This is a genomic window from Streptomyces sp. NPDC024632, assembly GCF_055559175.1.
This window is the reverse complement of sequence record NZ_JBVHLD010000017.1, coordinates 154,838-170,076: the sequence shown is the minus strand read 5'-3', so window position 1 is coordinate 170,076 and position 15,239 is coordinate 154,838. Positions and strand designations below refer to the sequence as shown.

General features: G+C 68.6%; 12 protein-coding genes. 2 read left to right on the top strand and 10 right to left on the bottom strand.

The genetic code is table 11. The annotated features are described in order from the left end of the window. Positions 1-7: 7 nt before the first annotated feature. The 3 genes from ACZ37P_RS30005 to ACZ37P_RS29995 all read right to left on the bottom strand — a co-directional run bounded on the left by ACZ37P_RS30005 (position 8) and on the right by ACZ37P_RS29995 (position 3,654). The gene (locus ACZ37P_RS30005; protein ID WP_355348263.1) at positions 8-991 is read right to left on the bottom strand and encodes an ABC transporter permease; all 984 of its coding nucleotides are present in this window, start codon (positions 989-991) and stop codon (positions 8-10) included. Continuing rightward, complete coding sequence (locus tag ACZ37P_RS30000) at positions 984-1,907, bottom strand: ABC transporter permease (RefSeq protein ID WP_355348266.1); 924 nt, start codon at positions 1,905-1,907, stop codon at positions 984-986. Before ACZ37P_RS30000 ends, ACZ37P_RS30005 begins: the two co-directional genes overlap by 8 nt. Before the next feature lie 100 nt (positions 1,908-2,007). Next, positions 2,008-3,654 carry a peptide ABC transporter substrate-binding protein gene (locus ACZ37P_RS29995; protein WP_355348269.1) on the bottom strand — a complete coding sequence of 549 codons (1,647 nt, stop codon included), beginning with the start codon at positions 3,652-3,654 and terminating at the stop codon, positions 2,008-2,010. A gap of 293 nt (positions 3,655-3,947) precedes the next feature. On the opposite strand from ACZ37P_RS29995, the gene ACZ37P_RS29990 reads away from it, so the two are divergent. After that, complete coding sequence (locus tag ACZ37P_RS29990; protein ID WP_467349477.1) at positions 3,948-4,331, top strand: VOC family protein; 384 nt, start codon at positions 3,948-3,950, stop codon at positions 4,329-4,331. 70 nt (positions 4,332-4,401) lie between these two features. On the opposite strand, the gene ACZ37P_RS29985 is transcribed toward ACZ37P_RS29990, so the two are convergent. The 7 genes from ACZ37P_RS29985 to ACZ37P_RS29955 all read right to left on the bottom strand — a co-directional run bounded on the left by ACZ37P_RS29985 (position 4,402) and on the right by ACZ37P_RS29955 (position 14,402). After that, positions 4,402-5,517 carry an ABC transporter ATP-binding protein gene (locus ACZ37P_RS29985; RefSeq protein ID WP_467349476.1) on the bottom strand — a complete coding sequence of 372 codons (1,116 nt, stop codon included), beginning with the start codon at positions 5,515-5,517 and terminating at the stop codon, positions 4,402-4,404. Then, a complete protein-coding gene (locus ACZ37P_RS29980) occupies positions 5,441-6,469 on the bottom strand; it encodes an ABC transporter ATP-binding protein (protein ID WP_467349474.1) in 1,029 nt (342 codons plus the stop codon). The genes ACZ37P_RS29985 and ACZ37P_RS29980 overlap by 77 nt, the downstream gene beginning before the upstream one ends. A gap of 11 nt (positions 6,470-6,480) precedes the next feature. After that, entirely contained in the window at positions 6,481-7,443 is a 963-nt protein-coding gene (locus ACZ37P_RS29975; RefSeq protein WP_355348360.1) for an ABC transporter permease, read from the bottom strand. Position 7,444: 1 nt separating this feature from the next. Then, positions 7,445-8,368 (bottom strand): ABC transporter permease, encoded by a 924-nt coding sequence (locus tag ACZ37P_RS29970; protein WP_188285682.1) that lies wholly within the window; start codon positions 8,366-8,368, stop codon positions 7,445-7,447. Between the two features lie 140 nt (positions 8,369-8,508). Further along, entirely contained in the window at positions 8,509-10,152 is a 1,644-nt protein-coding gene (locus ACZ37P_RS29965; protein ID WP_391049267.1) for a peptide ABC transporter substrate-binding protein, read from the bottom strand. A 440-nt stretch (positions 10,153-10,592) separates the two neighbouring features. Next, entirely contained in the window at positions 10,593-12,458 is a 1,866-nt protein-coding gene (typA, locus tag ACZ37P_RS29960) for a translational GTPase TypA (RefSeq protein WP_355348285.1), read from the bottom strand. 186 nt (positions 12,459-12,644) lie between these two features. Then, positions 12,645-14,402, bottom strand: coding sequence for an ABC transporter family substrate-binding protein (locus ACZ37P_RS29955; protein ID WP_355348288.1), 1,758 nt, complete (start codon positions 14,400-14,402; stop codon positions 12,645-12,647). Positions 14,403-14,755: 353 nt separating this feature from the next. Between ACZ37P_RS29955 and ACZ37P_RS29950 the strand changes: the two genes are divergently transcribed. Then, entirely contained in the window at positions 14,756-15,043 is a 288-nt protein-coding gene (locus ACZ37P_RS29950) for a hypothetical protein (RefSeq protein ID WP_355348291.1), read from the top strand. The last annotated feature ends 196 nt before the right edge of the window (positions 15,044-15,239 follow it).

Below are 15,239 nucleotides of genomic sequence, written 5' to 3'. Positions count from 1 at the left end.
GGGCTCCTCAGCGCAGCTTGGGGTCGAGGGCGTCGCGCACCGCGTCGCCGAGCATGATGAAGGCCAGCACGGTGATGCTCAGCGCGCCCGCGGGCCACAGCAGCATGTGCGGCGCGTTGCGGATCTGCGAGGACGCGTCGGAGATGTCGATGCCCCAGGAGACGGTGGGCGGTTTGAGGCCCACGCCGAGGTAGGACAAGGTCGCCTCCAGCGCGATGTACGTACCCAGCGCGATGGTGCCGACGACGATGACCGGCGCGACGGCGTTGGGCGTGATGTGCCGCAGCAGGATGCGGGAGTTGCCCGCGCCCAGCGCCCGCGCGGCCTGCACGTAGTCGTTCTCCCGCGAGGTGATCACCGAGCCGCGGGCGATACGGGCGATCTGCGGCCAGCCGAGCAGCACCATGAAGCCGATGACCGGCCAGACGGTGCTGTTGGTGACCACGGACAGGAAGACCAGGCCGCCGAGGATGACCGGGATGCCGAAGAAGATGTCGCTGATCCGGGAGAGGACCGCGTCCCACCAGCCGCCGAAGAACCCGGCGAGGCCGCCGAGGACGCTGCCGAGGAGGACCACGCCCAGGGTCGCGCAGACGCCGACGGTGACCGAGGCGCGGGCGCCGTAGACCACGCGCGTGTAGACGTCGCGGCCCTGCTGGTCGTAGCCGAAGGGGTGGCCGGGGCTCGCGCCCTGCTGGGCCTTGGACAGGTCGGCCTTCAGCGGGTCCTGGGTGGCGATCAGTCCGGGCCAGATCGAGATGATCACCAGGAAGAGGATGATCAGCGCGGCGATGATGAAGATGGGGTTGCGCCGCAGGTCGCGCCAGGCGTCCGACCACAGGCTGCGCGGCTTCTCCGCGGGGTCGCCGCCGTCGGGCCCCGGCCCCTTCTCCAGTGACCCGGCCTCCTCCGCCGCCAGGTCGAAGCCGCCGCCACCGCCCGCGGCCGAGACGGACTGGCCGGGGTCGAGCGGGTTGCTCTGTTCAGGCATAACGAATCCTCGGGTCCAGGACCGCGTACAGCAGGTCGACTAGCAGATTCGCCAGCAGGAAGACCAGCACCAGGATCGTGACGAAGCCGACCACCGTCGGCGAGTTGTTGCGCAGGATGCCCTGGTAGAGCTGGAAGCCGACGCCGTGGATGTTGAAGATGCGCTCGGTGACGATCGCGCCGCCCATCAGGCCGCCGATGTCGGTGCCGATGAAGGTGACCACCGGGATCAGCGAGTTGCGCAGCAGGTGCCGGAAGATCACCTTGCGGCGTGGCAGGCCCTTGGCGACGGCGGTGCGCAGATAGTCGGCGCGGGTGTTCTCGGCGATCGAGGTACGGGTCAGCCGGGTGACGTACGCGAGCGAGACCAGGGCGAGGACCAGGCCCGGCAGGATCAGTTCGTTGAACGGGGCGCTGGGCGAGACCGAGGGGCTGACCCAGCCGAGCTTCACGCCGAACAGGTACTGGAGCACGTAGCCGGTCACGAACGTGGGCACCGAGATGACGACCAGGGTCATCAGCAGCACCCCGGTGTCGATCGGCTTGCCGCGCCGCATGCCGGTGATCACGCCGAGCAGGATGCCGATGATGATCTCGAAGATGATGGCGACGATGGTGAGCCGGATGGTGACCGGGAAGGCGCTGCCCATCAGGGAGGTGACGGACTGCCCGTTGAAGGCGGTGCCGAAGTCGCCGCGGAAGATGTTCCCCATGTAGAGCAGGTACTGCTTCCACAGCGGGTCGTTCAGGTGCAGGTCCGAGCGGATCTGGGCAGCGGTGGCGGGGTCCGGTGCGCGGTCGCCGAAGAGCGCGGCGACGGGGTCGCCGAGCGCGTAGACCATGAGGAAGATCAGGAATGTGCTGCCGATGAACACCGGGATCATCTGGAGCAGCCGCCGGATCACATAGCGTCCCATGCGGTGCCTTCCGAAGGGCCTTCCGAGCAGTGACGGGGAGGGGCGGGAAGCGGAGCGGCCGGAGGCCGCACCGGGTTACCGGTGCGGCCTCCGGCGGACGTCACTTGACCTTGATCTCGTTGTAGACCGGGACGCTGAACGGGTTCAGCTCGACGTTGGTGATCTTGTCGGAGTACCCGGCGCTGCCGTTCTGGTACCACAGCGGGATCGCGGGCATGTCCTTGACGAGCTGGCGCTCGGCGTCCTGGAAGAGGCCGACGGCCTTGGCGGTGTCGGTCTCGGCGTTGGCCTGGTTGACCAGCTTGTCGAAGTTGGCGTTGCTGTAGTGCGAGTCGTTGGACGACGCGTTGGTGTAGTACAGCGGCTGGAGGAAGTTCTGGATCAGCGGGTAGTCCATCTGCCAGCCGGACCGGAACGGGTTGTCCATCTGCTTGTTGACGATCTTGTTGCGGAAGTCGGCGAAGGTGCCGGTGGGGCTGCCGACGCACGCCTTGTTGTTGCCCAGCACGTTGTTGATGCTGTTGCAGACCGCGTCGACCCACTCCTTGTGGGAGCCGGTGTCCGCGTTGTAGCCGATGGTGATGCTGCCGCCCGGCAGGCCGCCGCCCTCCTGGATGAGCTGCTTGGCCTTGGCCGCGTCGTACGTGCACTCGGCGCCGCACAGGCCCGCCTTGTAGCCGCCGGACGCGCCCAGCACCGGGGAGGTCCAGTCGGTGGCCGGGGTGCGGGTGTTCTGGAAGATCTGCTGGGTGATCTGCTGGCGGTTGATCGCCATCGACAGGCCCTGCCGGACCTTCGCGGAGTTCGCGGACGACCACCGCGAGTTGTACAGCGGGAAGGCGAGGGTCTGGATGATGCCGGCGGGCTGGTTGATGTACCGGTCGCCGAGGTCGCTCTTGACGTTCTTGAGCTGCGAGGCCGGGATGTCGTCGACCAGGTCCAGGTTGCCCGCCTGGAGGTCGGTGTAGGCGGTGTTGTTGTCGGTGTAGACCCGCAGGTCGACGCCGCCGTTCTGGGCCGGGTCCGGGCCCTTGTAGCCGTCCCACTTGCGCAGGCTCATCTGCGAGCCCTTGCTGTACGACTGGATGGTGTACGGGCCGTCGCCGATCGGCTTCTTCAGCCAGGCGGCGTGGTCGTCGAAGAAAGCCTTCGGCAGCGGGTAGTACGCCGAGTACCCGAGGGTGTCGGGGAAGGTGGAGAACTTCTGGTTGAGCTTCACCTTGAACTCGGTGTCGCTGACCTTGGTCAGACCGGAGAGCGTGGTCGCGGACGACTTGGCGCCCGCGGTGTCCGGGTGGACCTTGTCGTACCCGTCGATGTACTGGAAGAAGTACGCGTTGATCTGGGCGTTCTTCAGCAGCGCGCCGTAGTTCCAGGCGTTGATGAAGGAGTCGGAGGTGACCTTCTCGCCGTTGCTGAAGGTCCAGTCCGACTTGATCTTGATGTCGAAGGTCTGCGAGTCGGTGGTGGTGATCGAGTCGGCGATCATGTCGGTCGCCTTGCCGGTCTTCGGGTCGTACTTCTTCAGGCCGCGGAAGACCATGTCGAGCACCTTGCCGCCCTGCACCTCATTGGTGTTGGCGGGCTCCAGCGGGTTCTGCGGGTCGCCCCAGGAAGCGCGCACGACGCCGGAGCCGCTGCCGCCGCCGCCCCCACCGCTGTTGTTGCTGCTGCTGCCGCAGGCGGCGGCTGCCAGGGCGACGGCCGTCGCACAGACGGCCCACTTCAAGCGCGTGGCTCCGCGCATCGCGTGCCTCCTCATGGATCACAAATGACACTTAGTCACCCATGACACCGCAATAGAGCCAAAGTCGCACTTCTACTACTCCGTGTCGGCATGTCCAATGCGTTGGCCATGGCGCTACGCCCTGCCAGAAAGCCGTGTCACGGCCCGCATGAAGTGACCTGTCCGCGTCAAAAATGGAGGCGGCCGCGCCCGCTCGCCCGTCCGGTCCGTGCGGTGGGAGAGCGGCACCGTCCGAGGACGTGTCCGGCGGATACCCGGTGGCGCCGGGCGTCGGGATCGGGAAGGCTCGGGCCATGGTCTCGGTAGTGCAGAACGTGGCGATCGACTGTGCGGACGCCTACAGCCTGGCTCTCTTCTGGAGCGGCGTCACCGGCCGTCCGCTGGATCCGGAGGACCGGCCGGGCGACCCGGAGGTCCAAGTGCTCCTCGCGGACGGCCCCCTGCTCCATTTCAACCAGGTGCCCGAGCCCAAGACGGTCAAGAACCGCGTCCACCTGTGCCTGCGGCCCGACACCACCCGCGACGAGGAGGTCGACCGCCTCCTCGCCCTCGGCGCCACCCTCCTCACCGACCGCCGCCACCCCGACGGCACCGGCTGGGCCGTCCTCACCGACCCCGAGGGCAACGAATTCTGCGTCCTGCGCAGCCAAGCCGACCGCGAGGCCGCCCACGCCTGACGTCCACGCCTGACGCGCGCGAGAGGGGCGCCCCCCGGGGTGGGGGGCGCCCCTGTGGGGTGGGGGATCGTCAGGCGGCGCCGACGACGTCCTTTTCTTCGGCGAAGTGGCAGGCCGACTCGTGGGTGGCCGGGGTGGAGCCGCCCTGGAAGCGGGCGGGGATCGCCAGCAGCGGGGTCTCCTCGGCGCAGCGGGACTCGGCCTTCCAGCAGCGGGTGCGGAAGCGGCAGCCGGAGGGCGGGTTGGCCGGGGAGGGCACGTCGCCGGAGAGGATGATCCGCTCGCGGTGCTCACGCGCGGCCGGGTCCGGGACCGGGACGGCCGAGAGCAGGGCCTGGGTGTAGGGGTGGGTCGGGTGCTCGTAGATCTCGGTGTCGGTGCCGATCTCCGCCATCCGCCCGAGGTACATCACGCCGACGCGGTCGGAGATGTGCCGGACGATCGACAGGTCGTGCGCGATGAAGAGGTAGGAGAGGGTGAACTCGTCCTGGAGCTTCTCCATCAGGTTGATGACCTGGGCCTGCACCGAGACGTCGAGCGCGGAGACCGGCTCGTCGCAGATGATGATCTCCGGGTTGAGCGCCAACCCCCGTGCGATGCCGATGCGTTGCCGCTGGCCGCCGGAGAACTGGTGCGGATACCGGTTGATGTACTCGGGGTTGAGGCCGACCACGTCCAGCAGGTCCTCGACACGCTTGCGGCGCGACCCCTTGGGAGCCACCTCGGGGTGGATGTCGAAGGGCTCACCGATGATGTCGCCGACCGTCATACGCGGGTTGAGCGAGGTGTACGGGTCCTGGAACACCATCTGGATGTTGCGCCGGACCGCCTTCAGGGCCCGCCCGGTCAGCTTGGTGATGTCCTCGCCCTTGTAGAACACCTCGCCCGCGGTGGCCTGTTCGAGGTTCATCAGCAGCTTGGCGACCGTGGACTTGCCGCAGCCGGACTCGCCGACGATGCCCAGCGTCTCGCCCCGGTAGAGGTCGAAGGAGATCCCGTCGACCGCCTTGACCGCGCCGACCTGCTTCTTGAACAGGATGCCCTGCGTCAGCGGGAAGTGCTTCACCAGGTTCCGCACCTGGAGGATGGGTTCACCCCGGTTCGAGAGGTCACTCACCGAGCGTCTCCTTCCAGAAGTGGCAGGCACTGCCGCGCCCGTCGCCGATCGTGTGCAGCACGGGCACATCGGTGCGGCAGATGTCCTGGGCCATCGGGCAGCGCGGGTTGAAGGCGCAGCCCGACGGGATACGCAGCAGGTTGGGCGGCAGCCCCTTGATCGCGTACAGCTCCTGGCCCTTCTGGTCCAGCCGGGGAATCGACTGGAGCAGGCCCTTGGTGTACGGGTGCGCGGGCCGCTTGTAGATCTCGTGGACCGGCGAGCTCTCGACGATCCGGCCCGCGTACATCACCGCGATCTTGTCGGCCACGTCCGCGACCACACCCAGGTCGTGGGTGATGAGGATCAGGCCCATGTTGAACTCCCGCTGGAGTTCGGCCAGCAGGTCCATCACCTGCGCCTGCACGGTGACGTCGAGCGCGGTCGTCGGCTCGTCCGCGATGATCAGGTCGGGTTCGAGGGCGAGCGCCATCGCGATCATGATGCGCTGCCGCATACCGCCGGAGAACTGGTGCGGGTAGTCGTTCACCCGCTCCTTCGCCGCCGGGATGCGCACCCGGTCCATCAGCTCGACCGCCTTGGCCTTGGCGGCCTTGCGGGACAGGCCCTGGTGCACCCGGAACATCTCGCCGAGCTGGTAGCCCACCGACAGCACCGGGTTGAGGGACGACAGCGCGTCCTGGAAGATCATCGCGATCTTCCGGCCGCGCAGCTTGCGCCGCTCCTCGCCGGACATCGTGAGCATGTCGCGGCCCTGGAACAGGATCTCGCCCTGCGGGATACGGCCGGGCGGCATGTCGAGGATGCCCATGATCGCCTGCGCGGTCACGGACTTGCCTGAGCCGGACTCGCCGAGCACGGCCAGCGTCTCCCCGGCGTTCACCGAGTAGTTGACGCCGTTCACGGCCTTGGCGACACCGTCGCGGGTGTGGAACTCGACGTGCAGGTCCCGTACTTCGAGCAGCGGAGCCGTCGGCACGCCGGGCGCCGGGGCGCTCGCGGTCTCATCGATGACAGTCAACGCCGTACCTCCTAGCGCAGCTTGGGGTCGAGGGCGTCGCGCACCGCGTCGCCGAGCATGATGAACGCCAGCACCGTCACGCTGAGCGCACCCGCGGGCCACAGCAGCATGTGCGGCGCGTTGCGGATCTGGGTGGACGCCTGGGAGATGTCGATGCCCCAGGAGACGGCCGGCGGCTTGAGGCCCACGCCGAGGAACGACAGCGTCGCCTCCAGCGAGATGTACGTGCCCAGCGCGATCGTCGCGACCACGATGATCGGGGCGAGCGCGTTGGGCGCGATGTGCCGCAGCAGCATCCGCGCGTTGCCCGCGCCGAGTGCCCGCGCCGCCTGCACGTAGTCCTGCTGCTTGGCCGTGATGACCGAGCCGCGCGCGATACGCGCGATCTGCGGCCAGCCCAGCAGGATCATGAAGAGCGAAACGGTGGTGACGCTGCCGCCCTTGACCACGGACAGGAAGACGATGCCGCCGAGCAGGATCGGGATGCCGAAGAAGATGTCGCTGATCCGGGAGAGGATCGAGTCCCACCAGCCGCCGAAGTAACCGGCCAGGCCGCCGAGGAGCGAGCCCAGCACGGTGACGCCGAGGGTCGCGAAGATGCCGACCGACACCGAGGCGCGCGCGCCGTAGACGGTGCGGGTGTAGACGTCGCAGCCCTGTTGGTCGAAGCCGAAGGGATGCCCGGAGGTCGCCCCGTTCTGCGACTTGGCGAGGTCGCAGGAGAGCGGGCTGCCCCCGGCGATCAGGCTGGGCCAGATCGAAATGACGACCAGGAAGAGGATCAGCAGCCCGGACACGTAGAACATCGGCTTGCGGCTGAGGTCGTGCCAGGCGTCGTTCCACAGGCTGCGCGGCTTCTCGCGCTCCGCGTCACGCGACGGCTTCGACGGCTCCCCCGGGCCGCGCGGTCCGTCCACGGGCAGCCCGGCGGGCGCAGTGGATATCGCGTTCGCGGCGCTCCGGGCGTCGGACATCTCAGACATAGCGAATCCTCGGGTCCAGGACCGCGTAAAGCAGGTCGACGAGCAGGTTGGCGGCCAGGAAGACGATCACCAGGATCGTCACGAAGCCGACGACGGTCGGCGGATTCTGCCGCAGGATGCCCTGGTAGAGCTGGTAGCCGACGCCGTGGATGTTGTAGATCCGCTCGGTGACGATGGCGCCGCCCATGAGCGCGCCGAGGTCGGTGCCGAGGAAGGTCACCACGGGTATCAGCGAGTTGCGCAGCAGGTGGACGGTGACCACGCGGCGCTTGGGCAGGCCCTTGGCCACGGCCGTGCGCAGGTAGTCCGCGCGGGAGTTCTCCGCGACCGAGGTACGGGTCAGCCGGGCCACATAGGCGAGCGAGACACCGGCCAGGACGAGTCCCGGCAGGATCAGGTCACCGATCGGGGCGCCCTCGGCGACCGCCGGATTGGCCAGGCCCCACTTCACGCCCACGAAGTACTGGAGCAGGAAGGCGGTCACGAAGGTCGGAATGGACACGACGAGCAGCGTGAACGCGAGCACGCCCGAGTCCGCGAACCGTCCGCGCCGCAGCCCGGCCAGCAGGCCGAGCCCGATGCCGACGACCGCCTCGATCGCGAAGGCGACCATGGTCAGCCGGATGGTGACCGGGAAGGCCGTGCCCATCAGCTCGGTGACCGGCTGCCCGGTGGCGGCGGTACCGAAGTTGCCGCTGAGGATCTGCCACATGTAGTGCCCGTACTGCGCGGGCAGCGAGTGGTCCAGATACAGGTCGTGCCTGATCTGGTTCGCCGTGGCGGGGTCGGGCGCCCGGTCGCCGAACATGGCGGCCACCGGGTCGCCGAGCGCGTAGACCATGACGAAGATCAAAAAGGTGGTTCCGATGAAGACCGGAACCATCTGGAGCAGTCGTCGAATGACGTAGCGCCCCATCTGTCCTCCAGGGATCGGGGCAGACGTGAGCCGGGGCTTGTGACCCCGGCCGACCTCCGCACCGCGAGCGGTTGCTGTCAGTTCCCCCCGAACGCGCGCCCGCCACGGGGTGCCATGGCGGGCGCGCTTACCGCATCAGGTCAGTTGTTGACCGTGATGTCGGTGAAGACGGGGACACTGAAGGCGTTCTCCGTCACGTTGGACACCCGGGACGACCAGCCGGCGCCACCGTTCTGGTACCAGAGCGGGATGACGGGCATGTCCTTCATCAGGATCTTCTCGGCGTCCTGGTAGAACCCGATCGCCTTGGCGGTGTCCGGCTCCGAGTTCGCCTGCTTGATCAGCGAGTCGAACTGCGGGTTGCTGTAGTGCGAGTCGTTCGAGCTGGCGCCCGTCACGTACAGCGGCGTCAGGAAGTTGTCGATCAGCGGGTAGTCCATCTGCCAGCCGGAGCGGAACGGCTGGGTCATCTCACCCTTGGTGATCTGGTTGCGGAAGTCCGCGAACGTGCCGGTGGGGGCGCCGACGCACGCCTTGTTGTTGCCCACCACGTTGTTGATGCTGTTGCAGACCGCGTCGACCCACTGCTTGTGCGAGCCGGTGTCGGCGTTGTACCCGATGGTCATGTGACCGCCGGGAATGCCGCCGCCCTCCTGGATGAGCTGCTTCGCCTTGACCGGGTCGTACGTGACCGACTCGCCGCCGACGGAGTCGCTGTAACCGCCGGCCGCGCCCAGCACCGGGGAGGTGAGGTCGGTGGCCGGGGTGCGGGTGCCCTGGAAGATCTTCTCGGTGATGGTCTTCCGGTCGATCGCCATGGACAGGCCCTGGCGGACCTTCTCCATGCCGGGGGCGCTCCACGCCTTCTGGTTCAGCGGGAAGGAGACCGTCTGGATGATGCCGGCCGGCTGGTTGAGGTAGCGGCCGCCGAGGTCCGACTTCACGTGGCTGAGCTGCTCGGCCGGAACGTCGTCCAGGACGTCCAGGTTGCCCGCCTGGAGGTCGGCGTAGGCGGTGTTGCTGTCGGTGTAGACCTTCAGCAGCACGCCCTTGTTCTTCGGCTTGCTCGGGCCCGTGTAGTTCGGGTTCGGGACCAGCTTCATGCTGGAGCCCTTGCTGTACGAGTCGATCATGTACGGGCCGTCGCCGACCGGCTTGTTCAGGTAGCCGGCGTGGTCGGTGAAGAACGACTTCGGCAGCGGCGCGAACGCCTTGTAGCCGAGGCGGTCGGGCCACGTGGAGAACTTCTGGGTGAGCTTGACGGTGAAGGTGGTGTCGTCCACGACCTTCAGACCCGACATGGTCTTCGCGGTCGGGGCGGCGCCCTCCTTGTCGGGGTGCACCGCGGCGTAGCCGTCGATGTCCGCGAAGAAGTACGCGTTGAGCTGCTTGTTCGTCAGCAGCGCGCCGTAGTTCCAGGCGTCGACGAACGAGTTGGCGGTCACCGGGGTGCCGTCGGAGAACTTCAGGCCCTGCTTGATCTTGATGGTGAAGTTCTGCTGGTCGGTCGTGGTGATCGAGTCAGCGGCCTCAAGGTTGGCCTTCCCCGTCTTGGGGTCGTACTCCTTGAGGTTCATGAAGATCATGTCCAGGACCTTGCCGCCCTGGACCTCGTTGGTGTTCGCCGGCTCCAGGGGGTTCTGGGGGTCTCCCCACCACGCCCTGACGATGCCGTCGTTGGAACCGCCGGCCTTGTTGTCCGAATCACCGGAACCGCAGGCGGTTGCCGCGAGGGCGACGACTGCCGCGCCTATGACCCACTTGGCGCTCTTGGCACCGCGCATGGGTTTGCCTCCTCAGGAGTCACTGTCGATACGTGAAAGGAAGGCCGGTCGCCGCTGACACTCCTGACACCCCTGACAGGAGAAGGGCCTGGCCTTCCGTGCTCGTGAGTCGGCGCTCCCCATCAGCGCGTGACCCATTGACCCGAGCTCAACTTCGTCCACTATCGGGCACGTTTGAGGTCGCTCGGAACAGGGTCTGGTTTCGCTTCGGTCACGATGGGCAGAGGAGCCTGCTCAAAATTCGGACAATCTGGAACGTACACAGACAGGTTCGAAACGGACAGTGTGATCTTTCTTACGCCGCTGAGCGGAGATGAACGTCCGGATAACGGACAGTGCGAAAAACCCAAAAGGGGCGCGGAGAGCGCGTGACCGGTCCCCGCCGTCCGGCGGCGGAGTCTGGTCGCGCGGCTCCCCGCGCCCCTACGGGCGCTGCGCGGTCAGCGCTTGGCCCGAGCGGCCGAGCGTCCCCGCTCCTTCTGGTCCAGGACGACCTTGCGGATGCGGACCGTCTCCGGGGTCACCTCGATGCACTCGTCCTCGCGGCAGAACTCCAGCGACTGCTCCAGCGAGAGCTTGCGCGGCGGCACCACGTTCTCGGTGTTGTCCGCGGACGCGGCGCGCATGTTGGTGAGCTTCTTCTCCTTGGTGATGTTCACGTCCATGTCGTCGGACCGCGAGTTCTCACCGATGATCATGCCCTCGTAGACCTCCGTGGTCGCCTCGACGAAGATCACGCCGCGCTCCTGGAGGTTGATCATGGCGAACGGCGTCACGACACCGGCGCGGTCGGCCACCAGGGAGCCGTTGTTACGGGTCCGCAGGTCGCCGAACCACGGCTCGTGGCCCTCGAAGATGCTGTGCGCGATGCCGGTGCCGCGGGTGTCGGTGAGGAATTCCGTACGGAAGCCGATCAGGCCGCGGGCCGGGACGACGAACTCCATGCGGACCCAGCCGGAGCCGTGGTTCGTCATGGTCTCCATGCGGCCCTTGCGGGTCGCCATGAGCTGGGTGATCGCGCCCAGGTACTCCTCGGGGCAGTCCACCGTCATCCGCTCGACCGGCTCGTGGATCTTGCCGTCGATCACCTTGGTGACCACCTGCGGCTTGCCGACGGTCAGCTCGAAGCCCTCGCGGCGCATCTGCTCGACCAGGATGGCCAGCGCCAGCTCGCCGCGGCCCTGGACCTCCCAGGCGTCGGGGCGCTCGGTGGGCAGCACGCGGAGCGAGACGTTGCCGATCAGCTCCCGGTCGAGGCGGTCCTTGACCTGGCGGGCGGTGACCTTGTGGCCCTTGCCGCCCTTGCCGACCAGCGGCGAGGTGTTCGTACCGATGGTCATCGAGATCGCGGGCTCGTCGACCGTGATGAGCGGCAGCGCGACCGGGTTCTCCAGGTCGGCCAGCGTCTCGCCGATGGTGATCTCCGGAATACCGGCCACCGCGCAGATGTCGCCGGGGCCCGCCATCTCGGCGGGCTTGCGGGTCAGCGCCTCGGTCATCAGCAGTTCGGTGATCTTGACCTGGCTGACCGAGCCGTCGCGCTTCATCCACGCGACCTGCTGGCCCTTGCGCAGCTCGCCCTCCTCCACCCGGAGCAGGGCGATACGGCCGAGGAAGTTGTCCGCGTCGAGGTTGGTGACGTGCGCCTGGAGCGGCGCGCCCTCGGTGTACGTGGGGGCCGGGACGGTGGACAGGATCGTGGAGAAGAACGGCTCCAGGCTGTCGCTGTCGGCCGGAACCGTGCCGTTCTCCGGCTTGGTCAGCGAGGCGATGCCGTCCCGCGCGCACGCGTAGACGATCGGGAACTCGATCTGGTCCTCGGTGGCGTCCAGGTCCAGGAACAGGTCGTACGTCTCGTTGACGACCTCGTCGATCCGGGAGTCGGGGCGGTCCGTCTTGTTCACGCAGAGGATGACCGGCAGGTTCGCCGACAGCGCCTTGCGGAGCACGAAACGGGTCTGCGGCAGCGGGCCCTCGGAGGCGTCCACCAGCAGCACGACCGCGTCGACCATGGACAGGCCGCGCTCCACCTCGCCGCCGAAGTCGGCGTGGCCCGGGGTGTCGATGATGTTGATCGTGATGACATCGCCACCGCCCTTGGGGTGGTACTTCACGGCGGTGTTCTTCGCGAGAATGGTGATGCCCTTCTCGCGCTCCAGGTCGTTGGAGTCCATCATCCGATCGTCGAGATGCTGGTGGGCGGCGAATGCGCCGGCCTGCTTGAGCATCGCGTCGACGAGGGTCGTCTTGCCGTGGTCGACGTGGGCGACGATGGCGACGTTACGAATATCGTGGCGCGTGGACATGCTGCGGCGCTTCTCCCGGAATCGTGGATGGACGTCGCGTTCCTCGTTGACGCGCTCGCCTGCCGGGCAAGGTCACGCCGCGGCCTTACCCCATGGTACGGGCCCCAACCCCCCTCGGCCGCCGATGGCTGGCTTCAGAGGGGATTTGGGGCCCGTAATCGCACGGTTTTCCGCGACCGCGCGCGCCTACTTGCGGAAGCCGAGGTTCTGGTAGTCGGGGGTCTGGAAGCCGAAGGCGCCCGCGTTGGCGACGGTGGTGCGCAGCGCGACCAGGCCGGGGCGCTGGTAGAGCGGGATGGAACCGGCCGCGGCCCAGATCCGGGCGTCGGCCTTGGAGGTCAGGTCGCGGGCCGCGGAGGTGTCCAGCTCGCCGCCCGCCCGGTCCAGGAGCTGGTCGATCTGGTCGGTGCCGACCCGCGTGTAGTTCTGCGCCACGGTCAGCGAGCCGTCGGGGGCGGGCACCGGCTTGGCGAAGATCGGGGTGTCGTCGGTGGCCGGGTAGGCCGTGCCGGGCCAGGAGTAGAGCGCCAGGTCGAAGTCGCCCGAGGCGATGTGGTCCTGGAAGTAGCTGTCGCCCGCGACCTTGGTGATCTCGGTGCGGATGCCGATGCCGGAGAGCATCGAGGCGATCCGGGTGCCGACGTCGTCCAGCGTCGGGGAGTCCGCCGGGAGCACGAAGCGCATGGTGAGCTGCTTGCCCGCCTTGCTCACGGCGGCTGCGGGCTCCACGACGGTGACGGCGCCGGAGGCCGCGGTACGGCCGGGGCCGCCGGCCGCCTGGTCGCCGGTCTTGGCGTTGCTGCGCGTCCAGCCCGCGTCGGCCAGCAGCGCCTGGGCCTGCTGCACGTCGTTGGTGCCGAGCGCCGAGCTGTTGTCGCGGTAGCCGTCCTGCGAGGGCAGCACCAGGTGGTTGCCGAGCGCCTCGTCGGGCAGCCCGAGCGGCTTGAGCACGGCGGTGGCGATGGCCTTGCGGTCGATGGCGCGGGCCACGGCGTGCCGGATGCGTTCGTCGGCCAGCGGTCCCGTACTGCCGTTGATGGCGAGCTGCGCGTACGCGGCGTCGGGCGCCTTCCGTACGGCCAGGCCCTTGGTCCCGGTCACGGCGGTGACCGCGCCGGGGTCGATCTCGGCCAGGTCGAGGGTGCCCGCGGCGAGCGCGGCGGGGCGCTTGTCCACCGGCACGGCGGTCAGCACGATCCGGTCGAGCTTGGCGGGCTCGCCCCACCATGCCTTGTTGCGGTCCAGCGTGACGGTGCCCTTCTTGGTGTCCACGGCCTCGACCGCGAAGGGGCCCGCGACGACCGGCAGCTTGGTGCGCACGCCGTCGTTGAAGGTGTCCGCGTCACTGGTCACCGACTTCGGGTACAGCGGGCTGAACAGCGACTTCCAGTCCGCGTACGGGCTGGCGAAGGTGACGTCGACCTGCTGGGCGTCCTTGCCCTGCCGGACGTCGGAGATCCGGTCGTAACCGGCGTTGCGGGCCGTCCAGAAGGCGCTGTTCTTGCCGTTCAGCGCCTTCCACTGGGCGACGAAGTCGGCCGCGCCGACCGCCTGGCCGTCGCTCCACTTCGCCTTGGGGTTCAGGTGGTACGTGACCACCTGGCGCGGTGACTGCGCGACGTCCGCGCTCGCCAGGAAGTCGCTGTCGGCCCGCGGGGAGCCGTGGCCGTCGAGCCGGTACATCGCCGGGAGGGTGGCTCCCGCGATCGTCAGCGTGTCGGCGTCCGCGTCCGCCTGGTACGCGTTCAGCGTGCGGGGCAGCTCATCGGTCGCCCAGCGCAGCGTGCCGCCGTCGCGGACGCCCGCGCGCGAGACGGTCGCGATGTCGGTGCCCGCCGTCCCGGCGGCGCCGCCGCCCGAGGAGCAGGCGGTCAGGGTCATGGCCGCCCCGGCGGTCAGCGCCACGGCGGCGCGCAATACGGGTGGGTTCGCGCTGCGGTTCATGGATCGGACACCTCCGGCGGCCCGGCATAGACCGGGGACATACTCATTTGGCCTGATTTCCGGGTAATCACTTCCCAGTGGAGGGGACGAGGAGCGGCTCTCCGCCCCGACACGACCGCAATGCCCCGCTCTTCCACCCGGACGGCCCCTTGGCGCGGGGGGCGGCCCATGAGGGGCGCGGGGGACTGCGCGGGGTGGCCGGGCGGGCGGCGCGCCCGGAGACCGGCGAACCGCCCCGGAGGGGAATTGGTGCACGCGTCTTCCCAACCGAAGGTGTGACGCGCGACACTTCCAGGCGCGGCAGCGTCATCAACCGCATCACCCCCGCACGGCGGAGAAGGTGAGGCATCCGTATGTCCCTGCAAGACGATCTGACGTCGGTCACCCGGCGGCTCGACGATTTGATGCGCTGCGTCGGGCGGCTGGACGAGCACGTGGGCGACAGCCTGGACATGCGCAGGGTGCGGGCCGACGCGGCCCATCTGCGGGAGAGCCTGGCTCTGCTGCACGAGGCCGTCCCGACGACCGCGGGCATCCGCAAGGTCGAGATGGTGACGATCCCGGACGCGCCGTACGACCGCGGCCTGTGGGCCGACGCGGAGGACGAGGGGCTGGGCTCGCCGCACCGGCACGCGCCGTAGCGCGCGGCACCGGCCCGCGGCGGCCGTACCACCCCCGCACCCCTCGGCGCCCGCACCCGGCGGCGTCCCCTCCCCCGTTCCTTCGGAGTCCTCCTTGGCCACCGGAACCACCCCCTCCCCCACCGGGGGGGGGGGGGGGGGGGGGGGGGGGGGGGAGGGCACTTTCTCAAGGCACCTTCGGCCCTACCCGTGGTGG

Bases quoted from the DNA above. Each gene is read 5' to 3' on its own strand.
- ACZ37P_RS30005 (WP_355348263.1), bottom strand. From the start codon at position 991: ATGCCTGAACAGAGCAACCCGCTCGACCCCGGCCAGTCCGTCTCGGCC.
- ACZ37P_RS30000 (WP_355348266.1), bottom strand. From the start codon at position 1,907: ATGGGACGCTATGTGATCCGGCGGCTGCTCCAGATGATCCCGGTGTTC.
- ACZ37P_RS29995 (WP_355348269.1), bottom strand. From the start codon at position 3,654: ATGCGCGGAGCCACGCGCTTGAAGTGGGCCGTCTGTGCGACGGCCGTC.
- ACZ37P_RS29990 (WP_467349477.1), top strand. From the start codon at position 3,948: ATGGTCTCGGTAGTGCAGAACGTGGCGATCGACTGTGCGGACGCCTAC.
- ACZ37P_RS29985 (WP_467349476.1), bottom strand. From the start codon at position 5,517: ATGTGCCCGTGCTGCACACGATCGGCGACGGGCGCGGCAGTGCCTGCC.
- ACZ37P_RS29975 (WP_355348360.1), bottom strand. From the start codon at position 7,443: ATGTCCGACGCCCGGAGCGCCGCGAACGCGATATCCACTGCGCCCGCC.
- ACZ37P_RS29970 (WP_188285682.1), bottom strand. From the start codon at position 8,368: ATGGGGCGCTACGTCATTCGACGACTGCTCCAGATGGTTCCGGTCTTC.
- ACZ37P_RS29965 (WP_391049267.1), bottom strand. From the start codon at position 10,152: ATGCGCGGTGCCAAGAGCGCCAAGTGGGTCATAGGCGCGGCAGTCGTC.
- typA (WP_355348285.1), bottom strand. From the start codon at position 12,458: ATGTCCACGCGCCACGATATTCGTAACGTCGCCATCGTCGCCCACGTC.
- ACZ37P_RS29955 (WP_355348288.1), bottom strand. From the start codon at position 14,402: ATGAACCGCAGCGCGAACCCACCCGTATTGCGCGCCGCCGTGGCGCTG.
- ACZ37P_RS29950 (WP_355348291.1), top strand. From the start codon at position 14,756: ATGTCCCTGCAAGACGATCTGACGTCGGTCACCCGGCGGCTCGACGAT.